The sequence below is a fragment of the Pontiella desulfatans genome (assembly GCF_900890425.1).
GTDB lineage: Bacteria > Verrucomicrobiota > Kiritimatiellia > Kiritimatiellales > Pontiellaceae > Pontiella > Pontiella desulfatans.
The window spans coordinates 786,153-805,915 of sequence record NZ_CAAHFG010000003.1 but is presented as its reverse complement, the minus strand read 5'-3'; the positions used below and the strand labels follow the sequence as shown (position 1 = coordinate 805,915).

Sequence of the window (19,763 nt, the reverse complement as noted above, 5' to 3'; positions counted from 1 at the left end):
TTAAAAAGCCCCGTCTCCGAAAATCAGAGCGGGGCTTCTTTATATACGATGAGCTGGTCTGACGATCTACTCTACAATCACCCTGTAAAAAAGTTTTGGAGCTGCTGTATCGTTTGTAACGGACATCTGTCCATCCTCACCCGGAATCACATTGGTCGTCCACAGCCCTTCCACCAGGTCGTCCGTCTTCAGCATAAGATAGTCCGTGCCGGCCTCACCCGTCCACCCCATCACGATGTTCGTGCCATCGATCTCGACCGAGATGTTGCCGATGTCCGGGATTGAGGTGCCCGCCGAATTGGCCAGCGCAAAATGCAGATCCGCGTTTTCCACCCGATTGCTGCTCATGCTCATCGGGAAGGCTGCATCCATAGAGGTCACATCGACCTCTTCATGCAATCCACCGGCAATGATATTGGTTGCTCCGCACCAGAACTGGATTACGTTGTCCGGATCGTCGGTCGTAAACCACAGTTGGATAGCATAGGCTTCATTACTTGCCAGGTTGGTCGGTTCAAAATCGACCGCATCGCTGAATGAGAACTGATAATATCTATTTTTCGTGAATGACTTTCCAACGCAGTCAAACGTTTCAATGGCCAGCGTTTCATTCGTTCCGCCGGTGGTTTCATTAATCTTTCCAAACCACATCTGCAACTGGTTGGCACCGGATGCATTTTCAAAACTCTGTCCCTGCCGCATTTTGAGGTAAATGCTGTCAAATTCCGAGTTCCCTGCAGACAGAGCCGACCCCTTGATTTCCTGTCCGACCTTAGAGTAGCCACTGGCATCATAGACGCCATGACGACGCACCGTAATACCTTTATTTCCCAGCGGAGGTCTGGATTCGAAAACAATATTGTTGGTCGGGAAAGTGGTTCCTTTATTGGCAATGGCACCGGATCCCGGAGTCAGATCATAATAGGCGGCATGAATCGGAAGCAGGCTTTGATACTGCGTTGCATCCCCTACTTCATTCCAAGTCACCACCACGTTTCCTGTAGCGGTATCGCCGCTAACCATGCCACTGACATCGAATGCAATGCTGATCGTGTCTGTCTCAGGAGATGGATTCATAATCGTCAACGGCAGATTGGTTGAAGCCCCGGAAAAGACCGAAGCGGTCGTATTGGTAAACGAGATTCCGGTGATGACGACATTGGTTTTCAGTGCCGTACTTTCGGTATACGCCACCGTTACCGTTCCCGTGGCCGCCGTGTTCGGCGCAGCCGCCACCAGACTAACAGTCGTCTGGCCAAAAACAAAGGTTGCAGGCGTATCGTTGTAGGTCGCCGCCACGGAAAGTGCGGTTGAATTGGTAACACCACTGCCGATTTCCGTCCAATGAACATCGATGGTTCCGGTAGCTGTTTCTGCGTGAGAAAGCCCGGCCACCGCGTTATCAAACTGAATACCCAACGACTCGAAGGCCGGTGATGGGCTGGTCAGGGAGACCGGAAATCCGTTCGTGCAGGCAAACGATCCAGCACCGTGAGAAAGCGCACTGAATGAAACTGAAGTGATATCAACATCATTGGATCCCGGCCCATAAAAGAAGGATGCATCGACGGTTTCAACAGCTGTGCTGTTCGGCGCGTCCAGTGAAATATTGAGTTGAGTAGAAGGATCGAGCACCACACTGGCCGAGGCAGCAGGCACGCTCTCTACCTGAATATTATCAATCCACATCCCGCCCTGGCTGTAGGATCGGTTGGAAAGGCTTTTAAAGCGCAGCGCAGCCACCTCATTAAAGGTTCCGGCCAGGTTGGTCTGTACCGTACCGCCAACCGACACTTGCAGACCATCCGCAGCCATCACCAGCTCCATGGCTAACGGATTCCAGTTATTGGTACTCAAAACCGTGGACGGCGTACCAAGCAACTCTCTCTTGAAGACACCAAGATTGACTCCGTCCACCGTTAATGCGCCGCCGTCCTGCCACACCACCGCGGTCACAACAGCATCAGCAGCGTCAAGCAATTGAATGATAGCCTGGCCACTGCCTCCGCCCCCTTCATCCGTATGCATCCAGTCCCAGCCAACAACCAACTCATTTCCGGCAAGACTGACGCTGGATGAAAAATCGGCATCGGCCACATTGGGAGTATTATCAACGGAAGAAAACACCATCACTTTATTGGTCGTTTCATCTGCCGCAATTTCATAGAGCATGTTTACGCTCGAATCGTTGTCGTCCCACGAACCCACGGAGGTTCCGTTGTCGAGGATAGCATTCCGATCCACCACCGTCGCGTTGAGCAGGTTCGATGCCCCTGCTGCCGAACCTTGGAAATCCGCCTCAAAAACCACGGTTGCATTCGCCACGAGGGCGCTTCCGACTAGCATTACCGCCAACGCGGCCATTAACTTCATTTGTTTCATCATTGTCCGTTCTCCCGTTGTTGTTTTATTTCCTACAAACTCATGATTCGCCGCACCCAAAACATACCCGCGCCCATGGCGCAAAACAGACCCAGTGTGGCCGGTTCGGGGATGACCGAGACATCCGCATGGATATCGTCGATCCACATGCCGCCCTGCGAATAAGTTCGATTTGATGAGCTTCTGAAGCGGAGGCCTGCCACTTCCGTAAACGATCCCGCCAGCGTCGTCTGAACGGTTCCATCCGTTACGACTTCAAGACTGGTGCTGGTCATCGTCAGTTGCAGCGCCAGCGGATCCCAATTGGCCGTGCTCAAATCGGTGGAGGACTTGCCGAGTAGCTCCTTTTTAAAATTGCCAATCGATGTTCCGGCCACCGTGAGCGCTCCTCCATCCTCCCAAAGCACCGTTGCCACGACCGCATCGGCAGAATCCAACAGATCTATGAATGCCCGCCCGCTGCCCCCGCCGCCTTCATCGGTATGCATCCAGTCCCAACTTAAGGTAAGAGCATTACCTGCAAGACTGGCCACCGAACTAAAATTTGCATTGGCCACGGTCGGGGAATTATTCACCGAAGAAAACACCATCACGTTGTTTCCTGCCTCATCATCCGCAATTTCATACAGGGTGTTTACATTGGAATCGTTATCAGCCCACGAACCAACGGAGGTGCCATTATCCAAAATAGCATTCCGCCCGAGCACCGTTGCATTGAACAGATTCGAAGAACCAGCCGAAGAGCCTTGAAAATCGGCGTCGAACACCACCGTTGCCCCCGCCAAACAGGCGCTTCCGGCCAAAAGTATCATTATCGCTAAAAATCGCATCCCGGTCCTATCTCCTTTTTTGTATACGCATGAAAACCAATGAATAATCCAACCTTCATAGACTACATACAGAGGGAAAATCGGAATCCTGCACGAAATTGGAAAAAAATTGCGGGGCGGAATCGAAATTCCATCCCACGCCTATTCCGGAAGCGGAAGCTCGGTCACGGAAACATGGGCGGAGAGCTTGGCTTTTTCTGCAGGAGTTAAACGCCCCGGCTCGACAATGAGTTCATGCAACATACCCATTTTCTGCGTCAGCTTGATGTCGTTCACGGTGGTTCCGCGGATATCAAGGGTGGATACGGAGAGGCCTGCCAGCTGGAGCAGATCGAATTCGTCGGCAAATCGTAATTCCAGGGTAATGGGTCGAACCAGGCGCAAAATACACTCGCCGGAAGTCTGGGTCTGCGGCGGTTTAATGATCAAGCGGTTCAATCCCCGCCCGCCCAGAACCAGATGGCGTTTTTTCCCGTCAAATCGAAAATTGCGGTCTTCCCAATCGGGATTCCATGTTTGCAACATGGCCTCCATGGGCGTTCCAAGTTGCCGCAGGTTTGCCCGACGGCCCGCATTATGCGACATCAGTTTTTCAATCAGCGACAGGCGGGTTTCCCCTTTAAGGCTCTTGATATCGAAAAGTAACTGCGCCATTTCAGCAGGCGGGAGCATATCGGCATCTGCTTTATTCCCATATGTCCGGCACAGCTCAATCATGTAACGGTGGCTTCCCGGCGAAACCTCGAGGCAGGCCTGCGCTTCGTTGAAGCGCTGCATAATAAACAGCAGGAATCCTTTGTGCGCCAAGGCCGTTTCGTTGCCCGGATAGCGCTCCAGCACCTTGTCGAGATGGGCAATCGCCTGGCCGTGCCCATAAACGGTACGTGGCTCGAAATAGAGCCCGCGGCGGATAAACTCGAACGTGCTGTCGATCACGTTTTCGGTATACACCCGATCCAGCTCGTTGCGGCGTTCACGCTCTTCCAGATAGAGTTGCAGTTTTTCCTCGGCATCTAGCCGCGCGTCGTCGGCCAGCAGCTTTTGCGAAACCGCCCTACCCTCACTTTGCTGGAGCTGACGAACAAAAACCGTTGTCCCCGAAACCACCACGGCCAAGCCAGTGCCTATGCTCCAGCTTGCCGTGCGATTACGGCGATAGAGCAGGCGCAGCAGCTTTCGGAAACCGGCATTTTCCGCACTGGTGGCATAACCCGCCAGATAACGCTGCACCTCTTGCTGCAATTCCTCTACCGAAGCATATCGACCGGCCGGATACTGCGCCATCGCCTTCATCACGACCGCATCCAGACTCTCGGGTACGTGGAGCTTAGGAAAGGCATGCATCGGCGAACGAACCTCTCCCTCCTGGGTTTTTTGCATGACCTCTTCAACCGAACCGGTAAGTGGTTCCTGGAAAGTCAGTAGCGAAAAAAGAATGCACCCGAGCGAATAGATATCCGTTTGTCGCGTGGGCTGCTGCTGAAGCACCTGCTCGGGTGCCATGAACCCCGGCGTACCTTTGATCCGGCCATCCATGGTGTCGTTGGGCTGAAGCTCGGAAGGTTCGGATATGCGCGATTCCATTTCGGGCGGCGTGCCCAGCACCTTGGCCAGCCCCCAATCGCACAGCTGCACCCCGCCGAAGCGGCCGATCTGCACATTCGCGGGTTTGAGATCGAGATGAAGCACCTTTTCGGAATGGGCATAGGCCACGGCATCGCACAGGCGCACGAAAATCCCCAGCAACGTTTCGCGACTGTAGCGAATGCGGTAGTCGGGATCGCCCTCCCCCAGCTTGCGAATGATCGTCGAGAGCGAATCGCCCCGTTTCAACTCCATCGTGAAATAGGGGCGCTGCTTTTCATCGATCCCTATATCATGGACGGTGATGATGTTCGGATGGTTCAGCATGGCCGTCAACCGGGCTTCACGCAGGAAGGTTTCGAAAACCCTTTCCGGCTGGTCATCCCGCGGCCGCGCCATGACCACATGGGCGTTCGTTTTGCGATCCAGCACACGATCGATTTTCTTCACGCCGCCCACCGCGATCTCTTCATTGAACTCGTAGCGCTCCGACAGTGTGCGCAACTGGGACTGAATGGAGCTTTCTGCTTCGTGGTCCTCGCTGGTCAGCAATGCATCGTAGAACTGGTTTAACCGGTAATCCACGGAATCGACCCTCAAGCCCTCTGTTTCGCGGGGTTCCATTCTACAATTCCAGCTCTTCGCGCAAATTGCGGACTTCAAGAATCAGTCGGTCTCGCACACGGTTTTTCAGGCGGGTCACGGTGGCTGTATGCAAATCAAGCTGTTCGGCAATTTCGGCGGTCGAACTATTATTCAGCGCCATTTCGAACACCTGCATGGCGTTGTCCTTGAACTCGCCTCGGACATTCTTCATCGCGAGATTGGTGATATAGGCTTCCCACTCCTTCTGGTAGATCACATCGAATTCGGGAGACGACGGCAAGCCCGGCGGCGGTTCGGTCTGCACCTCGCCATATTTTTCCTCGCGCCGCCAGCGGCGCGTCTGCACATCCCAGTGATTAATGACCGTATTACGAATCAGGGTTGAAAGCCAGGTGCGGAATTTGGCCCGCTCCCGATCGAACATGGCCAGCTTTTTCCAGACTTTCACCAGCACCGCTTGCGTCAGGTCGTCGCAATCCTGCTGAGGAACATTCATCTGGCGCAGAAGGATAAAAATAAACGTTTCATAATACGAAACAAACTCCGACCAGGCACGTTCATCCTTAGGATCCTTCGCCCTTTGTAAAAGTGTATTCCGGGTTAAAAATTCTTCGCCCATAACCTCTCCATAAAGTGGTTTACCGCAAACGGCCGACCTGAAAACCAACCAGCCGACTCCTTCTGTATACCACGTTGCAGTCCCGTGCGCCGCCCATGCTTTACGATTTTTTCAGGCTTTGACTAAAAAAACAGGGAGGCGTGAAAGTTAAAGCCGCTGAATGGTCTAACCATCATGGGTTTTAAGGAACCGAATTCTCAAACGGTCCGGTCCACAGTGAACACGCTGTTCTCTTCACAGGACGCATCACGGAACTATTAATTCTCTTTTTGCAGGATTGGATAGCGCAACCTGTATAAAGAATAGAACCGTGTATTTGCAATAAAGAGGATATGGATGAATTCGTTTACGCGCTTGACCTTCTATCTGCTGATCGGAACGGCATTGCCGCTCCGGGCCGCGAAATATTACACATCCACCAACGGAAACGATGGTGCGTTTGGTAGTATGGAATATCCTTTCCGAACCATACAGCGCGGCATTGATGAACTGTCTGCCGGCGATACCCTCCTCATCCGCGGCGGAACTTATCACGAATATGTCTCCATCACTGGGTTGAATGCCGCGTCCAATGCCCCGACCCTCATCGCCGCCTACAGCAATGAAGCCGTGACGCTTGCGGCCACCGAACCCATTTCATCCACTGGCTGGACCTCCTGGAACCAGCATTCCAATGTCTGGAAAACGACCCTTTCGACAAATATCTGGCAGTTGTTTGTTAATGGCGAGGCGATGATTGAAGCGCGCTGGCCGAATATTACTTCGAATCATTATAATGATCCTGACGACAGCAGCGGTTTTGCACCGACCCCGGGAAGCTATTGGGATAAAAAAACGGAACAGAGCCCTACATTCAAAATCGCAGCGGGAGGAATCTACGGAGGACAACTCACAGCCGATGCCACCTGGAGCAACGCGCCCGCCGCAACCGGTCTGAGTTTCGAAGGCGCCATTCTTTCCATGTATGATTCGACCCTGGGAAAAACTCCAAAGGGCGAAGTGATCACGAACCATACGGCCGGAAGTAATGTCTTTAGAACAACCGCCCAGGTGCTGCCCGACAGCGTTGGAAAAGATCTCGGTACAAACGGCCGCTTCTGGATAAGCTGCCACACGAATTGCCTGGATGCCCCCAGGGAATGGCACTTCGATCCTGACACCAAAGAATTACTGGTCTATTTTCCAGACGGCGGAACACCGGATGGACGCTACATTGAAGGCAAAACAGGTGATCAGGTTTTACATATCGGGACTTCGTCCCACCTGACCATTCACGGCATCAACATGAGGGGTGGTATTTTTCAGTCCTGGAATTCGGATCATGTGGAAATCGACGACTGTCGCATACTGTATCCCGCCTGGCCCAAATATATGCTCGGCGACACCTCCAAAAACTTCGGCATCTGTAAATCCGACGGCAGCGGATCACTTACAGTAAGAAATTGTGAATTTGCCTATTCGCCCACCAGCCTGCTTTGGATCGGCACCGACGGCCCCAACACCGTTGAAAACAACTGGTTCCACAACTGCCAGTTTTTGGCCAATGCTAAAGCGGTTATAACCGACTACTGGGGCAGCAACACCGATTACCGCCGAAACACGATCCACACGGTGGACTGGGCCAGCGGAACGAGAAATGGATCCAATGCGCTGATTGAATACAATCACACCTATAACTTTTTCGGTTCCGCCGATTTTTCCGGACACCAGGCTCCGGCCTATACCCAGAAATCAACCGTTTTGCGCTACAACTGGATGCGGCATCTACCCAACCGAAACGGCATCCGTTTCGATGGCGACCCAGCCGGCATTCAGGCGCAGGTTAACCATTGCGTCTCCATGCATACCCAGCGCGGATTTCGCCTGAAGGGCGATCAGCATAAAATCTTTAATAATACCGGGCTGGATAATACACCCAAAACCGACCTCAACGTGCCCCACCACAAGTTCTATGGCTATGTGCATCCCGACCATAAAGACGACGAACCGATCGACCCGCAATATGTCACGAACAACCCCTCGCTGGGCTGGCCGATTGCCTATGGTCGGCGCGGCAATCTGCCCTACCATGGAAACGAGAACTCGGTTGTTAAAAACAATGCCGGCCAGCGTGTTGATGCCTGGCCCTTTCCCATACTCAATCCGGCCGACGCCCTCGCAAACCTGAACGCCTCCGATGCCGGCATGACGCTCCAAACCATGTTGCGCGATCCAGACAATCTGGATTTCCGTCCTGAGGCTGGAAGTTTATTGGAGGATGGCGGCGTCACTGTCCCCAACATAACCGATGGATTTTCAGGTTCTGCACCGGATATGGGCGCCTACGAATCCGATGCCGACTATTACTGGATTCCCGGTTGCCGATTCAGGGAAGCCTCCACCCCGATCCCCCCGGACAGATCAACCACAGTCAAGACTGACGCTGATCTAATGTGGCTGGAAGGCCGAGACTGGCTTTCGCACAACGTTTACCTTGGCTCCACTCCATCCAACCTTCTGAGTCAAGGCAACTTTACCAATAACATCTGTACTCCAGGCACTCTCGAAACCGGAAGCAACTATTTCTGGCGTGTAGACGTGGTGAAAGAAGGCGGAATCGTGGTAACGGGTAACGTCTGGACATTCACTCCCGCCGCGACCGTCATTCCTACCGCCACCATCCAAATCCCCGTGCTCGAAGATGCATGGACGGATGCCAGCACCAACAACCATGGCGCAGAACAGGAGCTCAAGTTCAGCGCAGGCAATACCACCTGGCTAAAGTTCGATGTCGATGTCCATACGCAAGTCGAGATCCTGAGTGCGCAGCTCGAATTCAAAACCGCGAACCCGCCCAACCGCATGCCCGACCAAATCCTGCTCTATTCCGTTGCCGACTCCAACTGGAATGAATGGACCATCCATGGTCAAAACGCCCCGTCCCTGGATCCGGCAGATATCATCGGAACCAACAATGGCCCGTTTGCCATCTGGAGCTCCTATTTTATTGATGTATCCGCCCATGTTACCAACCGGGGCATCCATGCCTTCGCCATCAACGATCCGGTCAATGGCGGAAACTCCTACATCAAGGCAAAAGAATTGGGTGTGGGTACGGTACTGCACCTCACCACTACCGCGCCACCGCCCAACTTACCGCCCTACTTCCAGCAGGTCACTTTCGATATCCCATCCGCAACGACAGACATTCCCTACACCTATTCAATCATCGACCAAGCCATCGACCCGGAGGACGACCATTTGACCATCACCAAGATTGAAGGCCCCGCCTGGATCTCCGTCTCGGACTTCGGCATCGTATCCGGAACTCCGAGCATAACCGATTTGGGACACCATACCGTTTCACTATTGGTCACCGATGACATAGGGCGTGCGGACACGTCGACCATGGCGATCCACGTAAATGAGAATTCGGACGCGAGCTTCACCATTGCGAATGGAACAACCATCAACACCAATGCCATTGACCTTGATCGCCTTGGAAATATCGACTGGGTTTTATTCAATATTCCTTCTGACACCAACAGCATTGAGGCAACCGCACAGTTTTTCGGGAGCGGTGTGATCCAGTCCAACGTACTCAAATCGACCATCAACTTAAGCGAACCGTCGAACAACCGGAACTTTCTCTCAGCGGCAACCGAAAGCGCAACCAATGCGGTTGGAATTTCCTGTGTCAAGAATACCGGCATGCTGAAGGACACCGACTACCATTTCGAGTTTTCGCTTGCACTGCCGGCTTCCTCGGAGGATTACCGGCTAACCATCGCCGGAAAGGATTTAAAATCGACAGCCACCCTCGAATACTATAGCGGCGGCGACTGGATGGCCGTTCCCGGCGCAACGGATCCGGCGACCTCCAGCAGTTGGCTGTTGCAAGCCGATATCCAAGGTGTGGCATCCGGTGTTGTAGTTCCCTTCCGCCTGAAGATGGTCAGTTCTTCGAACAATCGCTGGATCGGTATCGGAGCCATTACGGTTGGAACCCTTGGTTCCGCCCCCTTCGCTGCCTGGCTTGATTCATATGAATTGACGGGGACGGATGCTGCGTGGAACGCGGATCCCGACGCCGACGGTCTCGACAACCTGACGGAATACGGGCTGGGGGGAATCCCAAACGTGAGCAACGATGCGGTGGAACCAACCCTGAGCAACACCGGGGTTTCGATGGAATATGTCTATCGACGCAGAACCGACGCCGCTATCCGAGGCCTGACCTATTGGTTGGAATCGAACACCAACCTGCTCACCGGAAACTGGAACAGCAACAGCTATTTTACCTCCGGCACAGGATCATCCGCTCCCGGGTTCGAAACCGTCACCAATGAAATACCCACCACGGAAACCAACCGGTTCATCCGGCTCCGCATAGAGCTGAAGGAATAGCAGGCCTACTTCTTTTTCTTCCCGGCCTTCTTTTCTTTTTTCTTACCCGATGCGGGAATTTCCCAGGACATATTTTTCATAGCTTTCCATTTTCCGGGGTTGTAGCCGAAATCTCGCAGATAATCCTTGCCGGCGTAGCTTTGTTCGCACGAGGCAATAAATTCCAGCGCCGCCTTCCGCATTGCCGTAGCTTTTTCGCCTGAACCGCGGCCGTAACCGCGGCCGACGTTCCGCCATAGACCACCACATCGGCCTTCATCGCGCTCGCCGAAAGCGCGGTCAGCGCCATCACCGAGAGCAACCCGTTGATCTTTTTAATGCAATTCACCGTCGCTCCTGTTCCGCGAACCACGCGTCCGCTGTCTGCTCGCCTTCGAGATAATCCAACGAGACGAGGAACCGGTCCGTCGCGATAATCGTTTTGATAAAATAGTCCTTCCCGCCTTTGCCGAGGTTGAAGAAACCGTGCTTCTGGCCCTCGTAAATGATGGTATCGCAGCGATTCCCGTTGGCCTTCATCCGGCGATCATACTCTTCAGTGATTTTGACCGGCGTATGTTTATCGCGGCTGCCCATCAGGACCAGGGTCGGCGGTTGAGTTCCATCCAGATTATGCAGGGGTGAGAAATCCTGCCAATATTCAGAAACCCGCCTGTCCTTTGCATTATTCCCATACCCACCCGGCCCGTTATTGAAAACCGGATTAAAAAGAATCAGGGCATTCGCCACTGCCGAGACCGTCCTATCATCTTCAGGATGATCCCACCGTTTAACCGTGGCGGTAGCCGCGGCAATATGCCCGCCCGCTGAGCCGCCGCCAGCCGCCAGTTTATTCGGATCAACACCCAGTTCCACCGAGTGTTTACGCACATATTGAATGGCCGACTTCGCGTCCGCGACGCAGTCGTAGGGTTCCGTTTTATATTTACTGGTCGTGCGATACGTCGCGCAAATCGTCACCATGCCGCGTGATGCAAAATATGCTGACTGCGGATAAAACTGCTTCGGATTACTGCCCGACCAACCGCCGCCGAAAAAGAACACGATGACGGGCCGACGATCCGTAGACTTAAATCCGGACGGATGAAAAATGTGCAGTTGAAGGGGTTGCTTCGGATGATCCCTGTAGTCCACCACCCGGTCAGGATCAAATCCGCCGCCTTCCGAATAAATCGCTGATTTATCTTTTGCGGACGCCGTACAGATAGTCGCCACCACGAGGAAAACAGGTAGGGCGTGCTGTCCCAGCGCGCCGCACGCACGAAAAGCACCCCGGCCGAGCATCCAAACCATTCCACCGTGCGGACGGCTCGGAGAGCCTTCCCTACCTGGTAACCCTTTCTCCCTGCAACCCTTCATCTCTAAAGCTCCTTCATCCATCCAATCTGTTTCCATCCCTTTTTCGCGGGGGCATTGAGCTGAGGCGCGCCCGGTGTGCTACGCCCGTCGTTGATGTTTTTCGCGAGCACGACTTTCATGGACTGGACGGTTTCGGGATGATCGGCTTGGATATTAACGGTTTCCGTTGGATCGGCATCGAGGTCGAACAATTGAATATCCGCGGGATTTTTGACGGGCGGCATATCACCGGTGTCCTTCGTTTTTTTCATGCCGTTTCCGGGATGAAGAACGAGTTTCCACTTTCCACGACGAATCGCAAAATGACCATCCGATGAATGATGAACCACACCCTCGCGCAGGGACGCATCGACTGGCTTCCCGCGAAAGGCGGAATAAAACGAAACGCTGTCCTCACCTTCGGTATCGGCCAACGTCTTCCCATGCATCTCGGCCACGGTCGCGAGCAGATCGGTGGTGCAGATGGTGTCGTCGCTGACGGATCCCGCTTGAATGGTCGCGGGCCATTTCGCGAGATGCGCAACGCGGTGCCCGCCTTCATAGAGCGTGCCCTTTAATCCCCTGTAAATGCCTCCCGGGCGGTGCCCTGCTTCTGCCAGCGTGTCGAATCCCGCGGTCTGCGAGCAACCATTATCCGCCGTAAAAATCACCAGTGTATTTTCCGCGATCCCGGCTTTTTCCAGCGCCGCGTAGATTTCTCCGACGCTCCAGTCGGTTTCCATCATGAAGTCGGCGTAGGGACTGATACCGCTCTTTCCCATCCATTCGGTGCCGGGCGCCACGGGCGAATGCGGCGAGTTGAGCGAAAAGTAGAGAAAGAAGGGTTCCTGCTTTTTCGCGGCTTCGGCGACGTAGCCCACCGCGCGTTCCGTGATTCGGCGCAAAACCTCGTGAACGCTAAAGCCCTTCACGCTTTGGCCGGGACGGCACTGGAACAAGGGACTTTCCCGATCCTTGCCTTTGCCTTTCGCGAATTCTCCGAGCTCGCCCGTCAGACGGCGATTTTCGATGAAGCCGTGCGGCGGCATGCCGAGCGACCCCGCGAGTCCGTACCAATAGTCGAATCCGACATCCAGCGGGCCGCCGGTAATTTCCTTGGAGTAGTCGACATTGGGCCCCGTGGCGCGGCTTTTCACGGGTTTGCCATCGGTCGTCGGCCAATCGACGCCCATATGCCACTTGCCGATGCAGGCGGTTTGATATCCCTGTTCCTTCAGAAACGACGCAACCGTGGTCCGCTCCGTATCAATCATCAATTCACTGTATCCACTCAACACGCCGCTCTTCAGCGGTGTACGCCACGCGTAGCGCCCGGTCAGGATCCCATAGCGCGTCGGCGTGCAGCACGAGGAGCTCGTATGCGCATCGGTAAAGATCATGCCCTCGCCCGCCATGCGGTCGAGGTTTGGTGTTGGAAATTTGCACTCCGGGTTCAGCGCACCCACATCGCCATAACCCATATCATCGGCAAGGATATAAACGATATTCGGCTTCGCTCCATACGCGGCACCGACGAGCAAAATCAGAGTAATGGTTCTTCTAATCATTATTATCTTTATCCACTGTGGTGTAGCGAACGTTTACCTGACCAACGGGACGGAAACGTTGCCTGATCCGCCCGGCACCGCTTCCTTCGTTTCACTTCAGGTAAGCGGTCTCTACACATTCAACACTTGATCAATGTGGTTTACCTATCTCTCGTTTTCTCGAATGAGTGCGATACTTTTCTCAGCATATCGCTTTGCCAGCACATCATATCCTTCCACCGAATAATGCAGGGCGTTGGGACGAATGCGGCCTTTTCCATCCGCACCATCATTCAGATCATCAGTATCCACCCAGGTATAACGCGGGTGTGCTTCGGCCATCCTCACCTGTGCATCACGGATCATGGTCCAGTGCGGACATTTTTTATTGTCCATGCCGAAATCGCTGAGTCTTCCGATAATCACATTAATATGTTGAAAACCGAGGTCTGTGCGAAGTTGATCAACAACGCCTTCGAGGCTGGCGGCATAGATTTCGCCATTACTGGCCTTTGCATCCGCTTCGCCCTGCATCCATATAAACGTCACAGAGGTAAGTTTATCGTCTTGAACTGCAGCCAGAACCTTTTTCATCATCGAATCATAAAGATCACCGGTGGATTCCGACTTTTCATCCACGGCGGATTTCCAATCCTTGTACCAGCGACTGATCGGCTGCCCGCCCTGGGCTTCCTTTACGACAATGATATTGTCCTTTCCGAACTCCGCCTCCACCGCAGGCTGAAAAACCTTTTCAGGCTTCAGGCGTGCCATATTCGACTGCCCGGACAGGATAAATAGATTTTTCGCTGTGGCCGCTGAGTTCAGCAGCATGCTGAACCCCAGCAGGATAACTATAAAATTGCGCATTTCGCTCCTTTCTACCAACTACTCTAAGAAGGAGACGAAATCCGGATGCGCAATTTACTATTCTTCGTCGTAAAACTTGTAGTCTTTATGATTGAAGAGGTGTTTTTCGACCGCCTGCGGGTTGGTGTAGGCCTTGTGGAATTTCCGGCCGGACTTCGTTTCCCAGAAGGGGTCTGTTTCGGTAACCACCGGATAGTGTTCCAGGAATTGGAAAAACTGTTTTTTTGCCTGGGCATGTTCCGGGTTTTTATCCACCCGTTTGTAGCCTTTCCAGAATCGATTCTCCCCGGTGTAGAAAAATCGGCCTTCGGGCATACCCAGCATTGGATTATAAACTTCCAGCAAATGATCCTTGGAACGCACGATCTGGGAGGTGGAGATATAACCTAGAATCAGCGGTTTAGTGGAATCGGTCTTCCCTTCGAAAAACGGCTTGAGGCTTTTGCCGTCAAACGGCACGTCCTGCTGCGGATTAACACCGGCATAATCGGCCAAGGTCGGCGCTATATCCGTAAAATCCATCAACTCGTCGGTCAGTCCTCGTTGCTTGATTCCGCCGCCTGCCGCCATGAAGACCACGTGGCATCCGCGTTCAACTCCGCGTGTTTTTGCGGTGACGGCAGTGCCGTTATCGGAACAGAACATGATGATGGTTTCGTCCTCAATTCCGAGTTCGGTCACTTTATCCATGATTCGTCCAATGGTTGAATCGAGGTGCTCATTCAATGAGCGGAAGCGATCGCGATCATCCTTCTGCCCTTTGGTGCCTAGATCGCCGGGTTTTCCATAGTTTGGATTAGACGGCTGTCCGGTACGGGTGCCGTGCGGCGAAACCGTCGGCCAGTAGGCCAGAAACGGTTTCCCCGCTTTGGTCTGACGCTCCATAAAATCGAGCAGAAAGTCACAACAGAGATCTGGACCGAAATCGTCGTCTTTTACATCCAGGAGCTCCCCATTCTGAACCAGGCAGGGTTTCCAATATCTGGAAGGCGTGGTCGGATCTTCCCACAGGCAGTCTTCCTTCTGAAGCTCCTTGCCGGTGGCGTGCAGCACTTCTTTCGCCCCTTCCCAGAGACAGTATTCCTGAAAACCAACTTCCGGTTCATAGGGCATCTGGGAACCGGCGTGCCATTTTCCGGCAATGGCCGTGGCATAGCCGGCCTCGGACAGCATTTTTCCGAAGGCCAAATGATCCATGTATACCGTATCGCGGCAGTTATTCAGCCACATGGCATTCTGCAGCGCCCCGGTAGTGGCGCCATATTTTCCGGTCATGATCAGCGCCCGACTCGGCCCGCACATGGCCGAGGCATAGGCGGTTTTAAACGCCACGCCGGTTTCGGCCAGCTTATCGATGTTCGGTGTTGTGGCCGAAAGCTTCATGCCATGCGGCGTCAGCGGTGCATAGCAGGAAAACATATCCGGACTCACATCGTCCGCCATCACCAACACAATGTTTTTCCCCGCAGTTACGCGAAGACCCATGGTCAGTAAGATAAAGAACAGCAGTGTCTTACCATATTTCATTATTCAGGAATCCTTGTTTTTGGTGAGTATGAACAAACAGTAAACACTGCTGAAGCATCCTTTTTGACGAACTTTATTCATTTAACCCTGATTATTCACTCTAACGCCCTGAGCGAATACGGAAAAAACCAACTGGCGAGGCCGCCTCATTAGTGACGACCCATGAATTATCAGGATCTGTCGGAGGATTGAGCGTATGCAGCACCGTCCAGTCGTTGGACCACAGGTTCGAGGCATGTTCCAAATGCTGAACCGCCTCCCGCCCCCCCTGCCACTGGATATTAAAATTCCCGTTGATCACCTGCACAGCGGAAATCATCAGGCAGGAGCCGGCGTTCGTCGGGTTCGTATCCGCCTGGAATTCCTCGAGGTTTGTCAAGCCGTCGCCATCTGCATTACCGTCTGCATCCAACGGATCGGAAGGAGAAAGACCGTGCGCCAACTCCCAGGCATCCGGGATGCCGTCGCCGTCTGAATCAGGATTGGAATTGACCACGATTTCGTAAGCACCGATATCAATACTGCTCCCCTGCTCTCGACCGTTTCCATTGCTGTCCGTGGCGGGCGTAACGCGGGTATGAGCTCCCGAACCATCATGATTATAATAGTCGCCACCATCCGTATAAGCAACGGCTCCGACATCGGTCCCACTGTTTGCAACAGAACCGTCAAACACTTCAGAAGCATAGGCCGCACCGGTCAGGTTTCCGCCTCCATCAACAATATCACCGCCAAAGCCCACGTCGTCGGAGATCAGGCAGTTGTAGAGCGTTGCCGGGCCCATCACATTGGTTGCGCCAACCGTGCTGCTTCCCACCAGATTGCCGGCAATCACAGAGCTGATCACCTTTGCCGAAGCATTGACCGAAACAAACAGCCCGGGGGTATCGGTCACTTCAACGGTTGAATTGCCGTATACACTGGAGTTCAGCATAACCAGAGAAGAGCTGTCGTCCATCCAGACGCCCGGTTTGTCGCTGCGCGTCCCGCCTGCAGTGGTGTTATTGGCCACCACCGAATTGATGATGCGTACGGTTCCGCTGTCGTAGGAATAGACCCCTATACCCACCGAACGGTTGAGCATACTGAAGTTGTCAACCACCTGACAGTGCTCCAGCTGCAACACACCGTCTTCGTTGCTGATTCCGATCCCTTTGGCCCAGTTTGCAGCCGCACCGATGGTCGAATTTCCACGCACGATACAGTGACTCATCGTCAGTTTTTCCTTATTGAAAACACCGGCGCCATCAATACGTCCCGTTGCCTTGTCGATCCGCCCGTTCTGGATCGTCAGTTTTTTAAGCAGCACGTCCAGATCAGCACCGGCCGCCCCCCCATCCACTTCAAATACGCGGAAGGTCTGAGCACCGGCATCCACCGTCACGCCACTACCGCCATCAATCTCAAGGCTCGAAGAAATCAGGAGCTGCGTCGAAAGCAGGATCGTATCGCTCTGCCAGGTCGCCGCCTGCTGATCAAACTTAATCGTATCCGGCCCAGCAACGGCTTCGGCCAGCCAGATGGCCTCTCGCAGCGAAAATCCGTCTGCATCTTCCAGCGCAGCGATGGCCCCGGGCATACCGCCGGCACCGTCAAGCTCGGCCTGAGCTGCCGCCGTATCATCGTCATCCATGTTCGTATCAACCATCAGCACGCCGTCCATGGCGACCGATATGGTCAATGCAAGCACGTGCTGAACCAACCCGCCCGACGAAAGCAGGATGTAAAAACGGTTACTGCCGATATCCTGATCCAACGGCGTACCGGACAGGCTGCCGTCTGTGCCCACCGTCAGCCAGGCAGGCCCATCGCCCAGCGCATAGTCAAAGGTGCCGGTTACATACGTTGAGAGATCATCCGAAAAGGACACATCCACCGTGGCCGAAAGATCGACCGGATCCGTAAAATACGGAACCACGTCAATTTCCAGATCCACCTCTACGAATAGGCCACCGGGATCCGTCGCTTTTATCATGAAACTATTTACTCCAGCGTTGGTGTAGCCCGGCGTCCCGTGGAGCAGCCCATTCGTCGCCACCGTCAACCAGGCGGGCCCTTCGAGTTTCAAGAACGTCAGTTCTTCATTCGTTGGATCGGTAATCTCAGTAATCAGATTACTGTAAGCCACCGTCGCATTCACCGGACCACGCAGGATCGGATCGGCGCTGGTCGCAGGCACGCCCGTGACCTCAACGGTTCCCGAATGAATCATCGAAAGATTCTGAATGGTTGCGGTACCGGGGTCGCCAACACCTGAAGCGGCCTGCGAGGCAAAGGTCAGAACCGCCTGATTCTTTTGGAACCAGTCCGACGGGGAAAGCATCAGGGTATGAAACACATCGTTTGTTGCATTGTGATGATCGTCAGCATTAAAGCGCAAACGAATGGTTCGTTCATCGTCCAGACGGTCTACATATTCCAGATTCTTGTCATTCTCTACGGTGAGATGCTTCCCGAAGACCAGGTCGACTTCGTCTTCCCACGCATTGATACGGATATCCAAACTGCTGGTGTTGATGGACTGATTGACTTTACTGTTCCACCCTCCGCTGTCCCAGAGCGCGGACTGATTGGGCCAGTCAGTAAACTCACCGGTACAGACCGTAATATCACGCATCGTCGGATCCGAATGATTCGGCTGCACTAGACGCAGACTATACGTCTCTGAGCTTCCATCATGCGAGAGCGACAATATCAGTCCTGCGCGGTCATTGGCCGCATAGCCGCTTGTCGGCAATGCATCCGTCGGAGCGAAAGGTTTACTCCAGATACCGATGTCGATCTTCTGATTCAGCACACCACCCGCATTATTATTCGGCTTATACTGCAAGCGGATTTCCGCACCATATGGATCGCACCAGTTAAACTGGTTGGCAGTTTGCGCGGCGGCCGTGGCCGAAGCGTTCGGTGTCAGCGTTAGCGTCTGTCCGGACTCAACGGCTGAAGCCCCGGAAGCACTCAAATCAGCGGTAGACGCATCGAACGCCGCCCGCGGATGCTCCAGGAAATCAATCCCGGCCTTAAAGTCCATCGTGGTGCGACCGTTGGCATGTCCCCCTTCGGCGGTATAGAGTCGGTTAATAAAGCCATTGCGTTCCAACCCAAAGTGATAGACGTTCATGTTATCGCCCTGACGCCAGTCGCCATACCCCGTATTACAGAAATAGCGAAAGCCGACGTCGCGCGGATAATATTTCTGGGCCGAGTTACTGAAATGGCTGATATAGCCCACTTCATAATGACTGTTATCCGATGAAGTTTCATAGCAGTTGGGCAAATATTCCGGGTAGCCCGAACCCACGACACCGAAGGCCCCGGTAAAGAGCTCCGGATGGTAGAAGCTCAATGAATGCAAGGTGCGCGATCCGCCGGAATTACCGGTCAGATAGATACGATCCGTATCAATATTAAACAGCTCCATGGCCCGCAGCAGCCCCATCAGCCCCATGCCGATTCGCTGGGAAGTGCCGGTTCCATTTCCATTAGACAGCGCGCCGATATGAATCAGCTTCCTTTCTTCCAGCAACGGTATGAGTGTGCTTGAAGGACTGCCGGAGTCATTGGATGAATAAAAGAGGATGATACCATGCGGGTCACTATGGTCGGTGCCATAACTCTCCGGCACGTAGATGGTGTACTCGGTATCATCATGATCCAGATCAATCCCGTAATTGATATTTCCTGACCACTTTTCCGTGAATGTGATGGGATCCCCCGCATTGTGCGTCTGGCCGTTCTTGGGATCGGTCACCGTCGTGGCATAGGTTCCGAAAGTGATCGGCTGCCCGCTATGCGCATTAATCCCCGTTCGATCGCCCAGCGTAACCTTTTTATATACCCCCGGAATCGAATAACTGAAATCGCCGCCGCCCTGCACAGCCCCGTATCCGTCCATTATGCCGAAACCAACGAGAAAGACTGAAATTCCCCATCCTGCATTCAATCGTTTCATTTACCGCTCCTTTTTTCGTCTTATTTAATCGATTGACAAGCTAATAGACGAAATCCACCCTGCGACTTTCTCTTCTGCCAAACTGAACCGGAATTTTTCCACATTTTTTAGTGAATTTCGAG

Annotated in this window: 11 protein-coding genes; 1 reads left to right on the top strand and 10 read right to left on the bottom strand. The window is 53.5% G+C overall.

The window, feature by feature from the left end:
- Positions 1–66: 66 nt before the first annotated feature.
- The 4 genes from E9954_RS24170 to E9954_RS24155 form a co-directional block, all read right to left on the bottom strand.
- Positions 67–2,442 (bottom strand): hypothetical protein, encoded by a 2,376-nt coding sequence (locus tag E9954_RS24170; protein WP_168442561.1) that lies wholly within the window; start codon positions 2,440–2,442, stop codon positions 67–69.
- Positions 2,415–3,212, bottom strand: coding sequence for a PEP-CTERM sorting domain-containing protein (locus E9954_RS24165; RefSeq protein ID WP_136081843.1), 798 nt, complete (start codon positions 3,210–3,212; stop codon positions 2,415–2,417). Before E9954_RS24165 ends, E9954_RS24170 begins: the two co-directional genes overlap by 28 nt.
- Before the next feature lie 141 nt (positions 3,213–3,353).
- Complete coding sequence (locus E9954_RS24160) at positions 3,354–5,420, bottom strand: serine/threonine-protein kinase (protein WP_136081842.1); 2,067 nt, start codon at positions 5,418–5,420, stop codon at positions 3,354–3,356.
- Position 5,421: 1 nt separating this feature from the next.
- Complete coding sequence (locus tag E9954_RS24155; RefSeq protein ID WP_136081841.1) at positions 5,422–6,021, bottom strand: RNA polymerase sigma factor; 600 nt, start codon at positions 6,019–6,021, stop codon at positions 5,422–5,424.
- A 336-nt stretch (positions 6,022–6,357) separates the two neighbouring features.
- Between E9954_RS24155 and E9954_RS24150 the strand changes: the two genes are divergently transcribed.
- Positions 6,358–10,407, top strand: coding sequence for a CBM96 family carbohydrate-binding protein (locus E9954_RS24150; RefSeq protein WP_136081840.1), 4,050 nt, complete (start codon positions 6,358–6,360; stop codon positions 10,405–10,407).
- A 76-nt stretch (positions 10,408–10,483) separates the two neighbouring features.
- On the opposite strand, the gene E9954_RS24145 is transcribed toward E9954_RS24150, so the two are convergent.
- From E9954_RS24145 to E9954_RS24120, 6 genes are all read right to left on the bottom strand, one after another.
- Entirely contained in the window at positions 10,484–10,735 is a 252-nt protein-coding gene (locus tag E9954_RS24145) for a hypothetical protein (protein WP_136081839.1), read from the bottom strand.
- Positions 10,732–11,700, bottom strand: a complete 969-nt coding sequence (locus E9954_RS24140; RefSeq protein ID WP_168442560.1) for an alpha/beta hydrolase — start codon at positions 11,698–11,700, stop codon at positions 10,732–10,734. Before E9954_RS24140 ends, E9954_RS24145 begins: the two co-directional genes overlap by 4 nt.
- 68 nt (positions 11,701–11,768) lie before the next feature.
- Entirely contained in the window at positions 11,769–13,313 is a 1,545-nt protein-coding gene (locus E9954_RS24135) for a sulfatase family protein (RefSeq protein WP_136081837.1), read from the bottom strand.
- A 144-nt stretch (positions 13,314–13,457) separates the two neighbouring features.
- Positions 13,458–14,162, bottom strand: coding sequence for a sialate O-acetylesterase (locus E9954_RS24130; RefSeq protein ID WP_136081836.1), 705 nt, complete (start codon positions 14,160–14,162; stop codon positions 13,458–13,460).
- Positions 14,163–14,219: 57 nt separating this feature from the next.
- Positions 14,220–15,689, bottom strand: a complete 1,470-nt coding sequence (locus tag E9954_RS24125; protein WP_136081835.1) for a sulfatase-like hydrolase/transferase — start codon at positions 15,687–15,689, stop codon at positions 14,220–14,222.
- Between the two features lie 100 nt (positions 15,690–15,789).
- Complete coding sequence (locus tag E9954_RS24120; protein ID WP_136081834.1) at positions 15,790–19,641, bottom strand: choice-of-anchor Q domain-containing protein; 3,852 nt, start codon at positions 19,639–19,641, stop codon at positions 15,790–15,792.
- Positions 19,642–19,763: the final 122 nt, after the last annotated feature.

Excerpts from the sequence above, each read along its gene's own strand:
- E9954_RS24140 (WP_168442560.1), bottom strand. The coding sequence starts at position 11,700 with ATGGTTTGGATGCTCGGCCGGGGTGCTTTTCGTGCGTGCGGCGCGCTG.
- E9954_RS24160 (WP_136081842.1), bottom strand. The coding sequence starts at position 5,420 with ATGGAACCCCGCGAAACAGAGGGCTTGAGGGTCGATTCCGTGGATTAC.
- E9954_RS24120 (WP_136081834.1), bottom strand. The coding sequence starts at position 19,641 with ATGAAACGATTGAATGCAGGATGGGGAATTTCAGTCTTTCTCGTTGGT.
- E9954_RS24130 (WP_136081836.1), bottom strand. The coding sequence starts at position 14,162 with ATGCGCAATTTTATAGTTATCCTGCTGGGGTTCAGCATGCTGCTGAAC.
- E9954_RS24135 (WP_136081837.1), bottom strand. The coding sequence starts at position 13,313 with ATGATTAGAAGAACCATTACTCTGATTTTGCTCGTCGGTGCCGCGTAT.
- E9954_RS24165 (WP_136081843.1), bottom strand. The coding sequence starts at position 3,212 with ATGCGATTTTTAGCGATAATGATACTTTTGGCCGGAAGCGCCTGTTTG.
- E9954_RS24150 (WP_136081840.1), top strand. The coding sequence starts at position 6,358 with ATGAATTCGTTTACGCGCTTGACCTTCTATCTGCTGATCGGAACGGCA.
- E9954_RS24155 (WP_136081841.1), bottom strand. The coding sequence starts at position 6,021 with ATGGGCGAAGAATTTTTAACCCGGAATACACTTTTACAAAGGGCGAAG.
- E9954_RS24125 (WP_136081835.1), bottom strand. The coding sequence starts at position 15,689 with ATGAAATATGGTAAGACACTGCTGTTCTTTATCTTACTGACCATGGGT.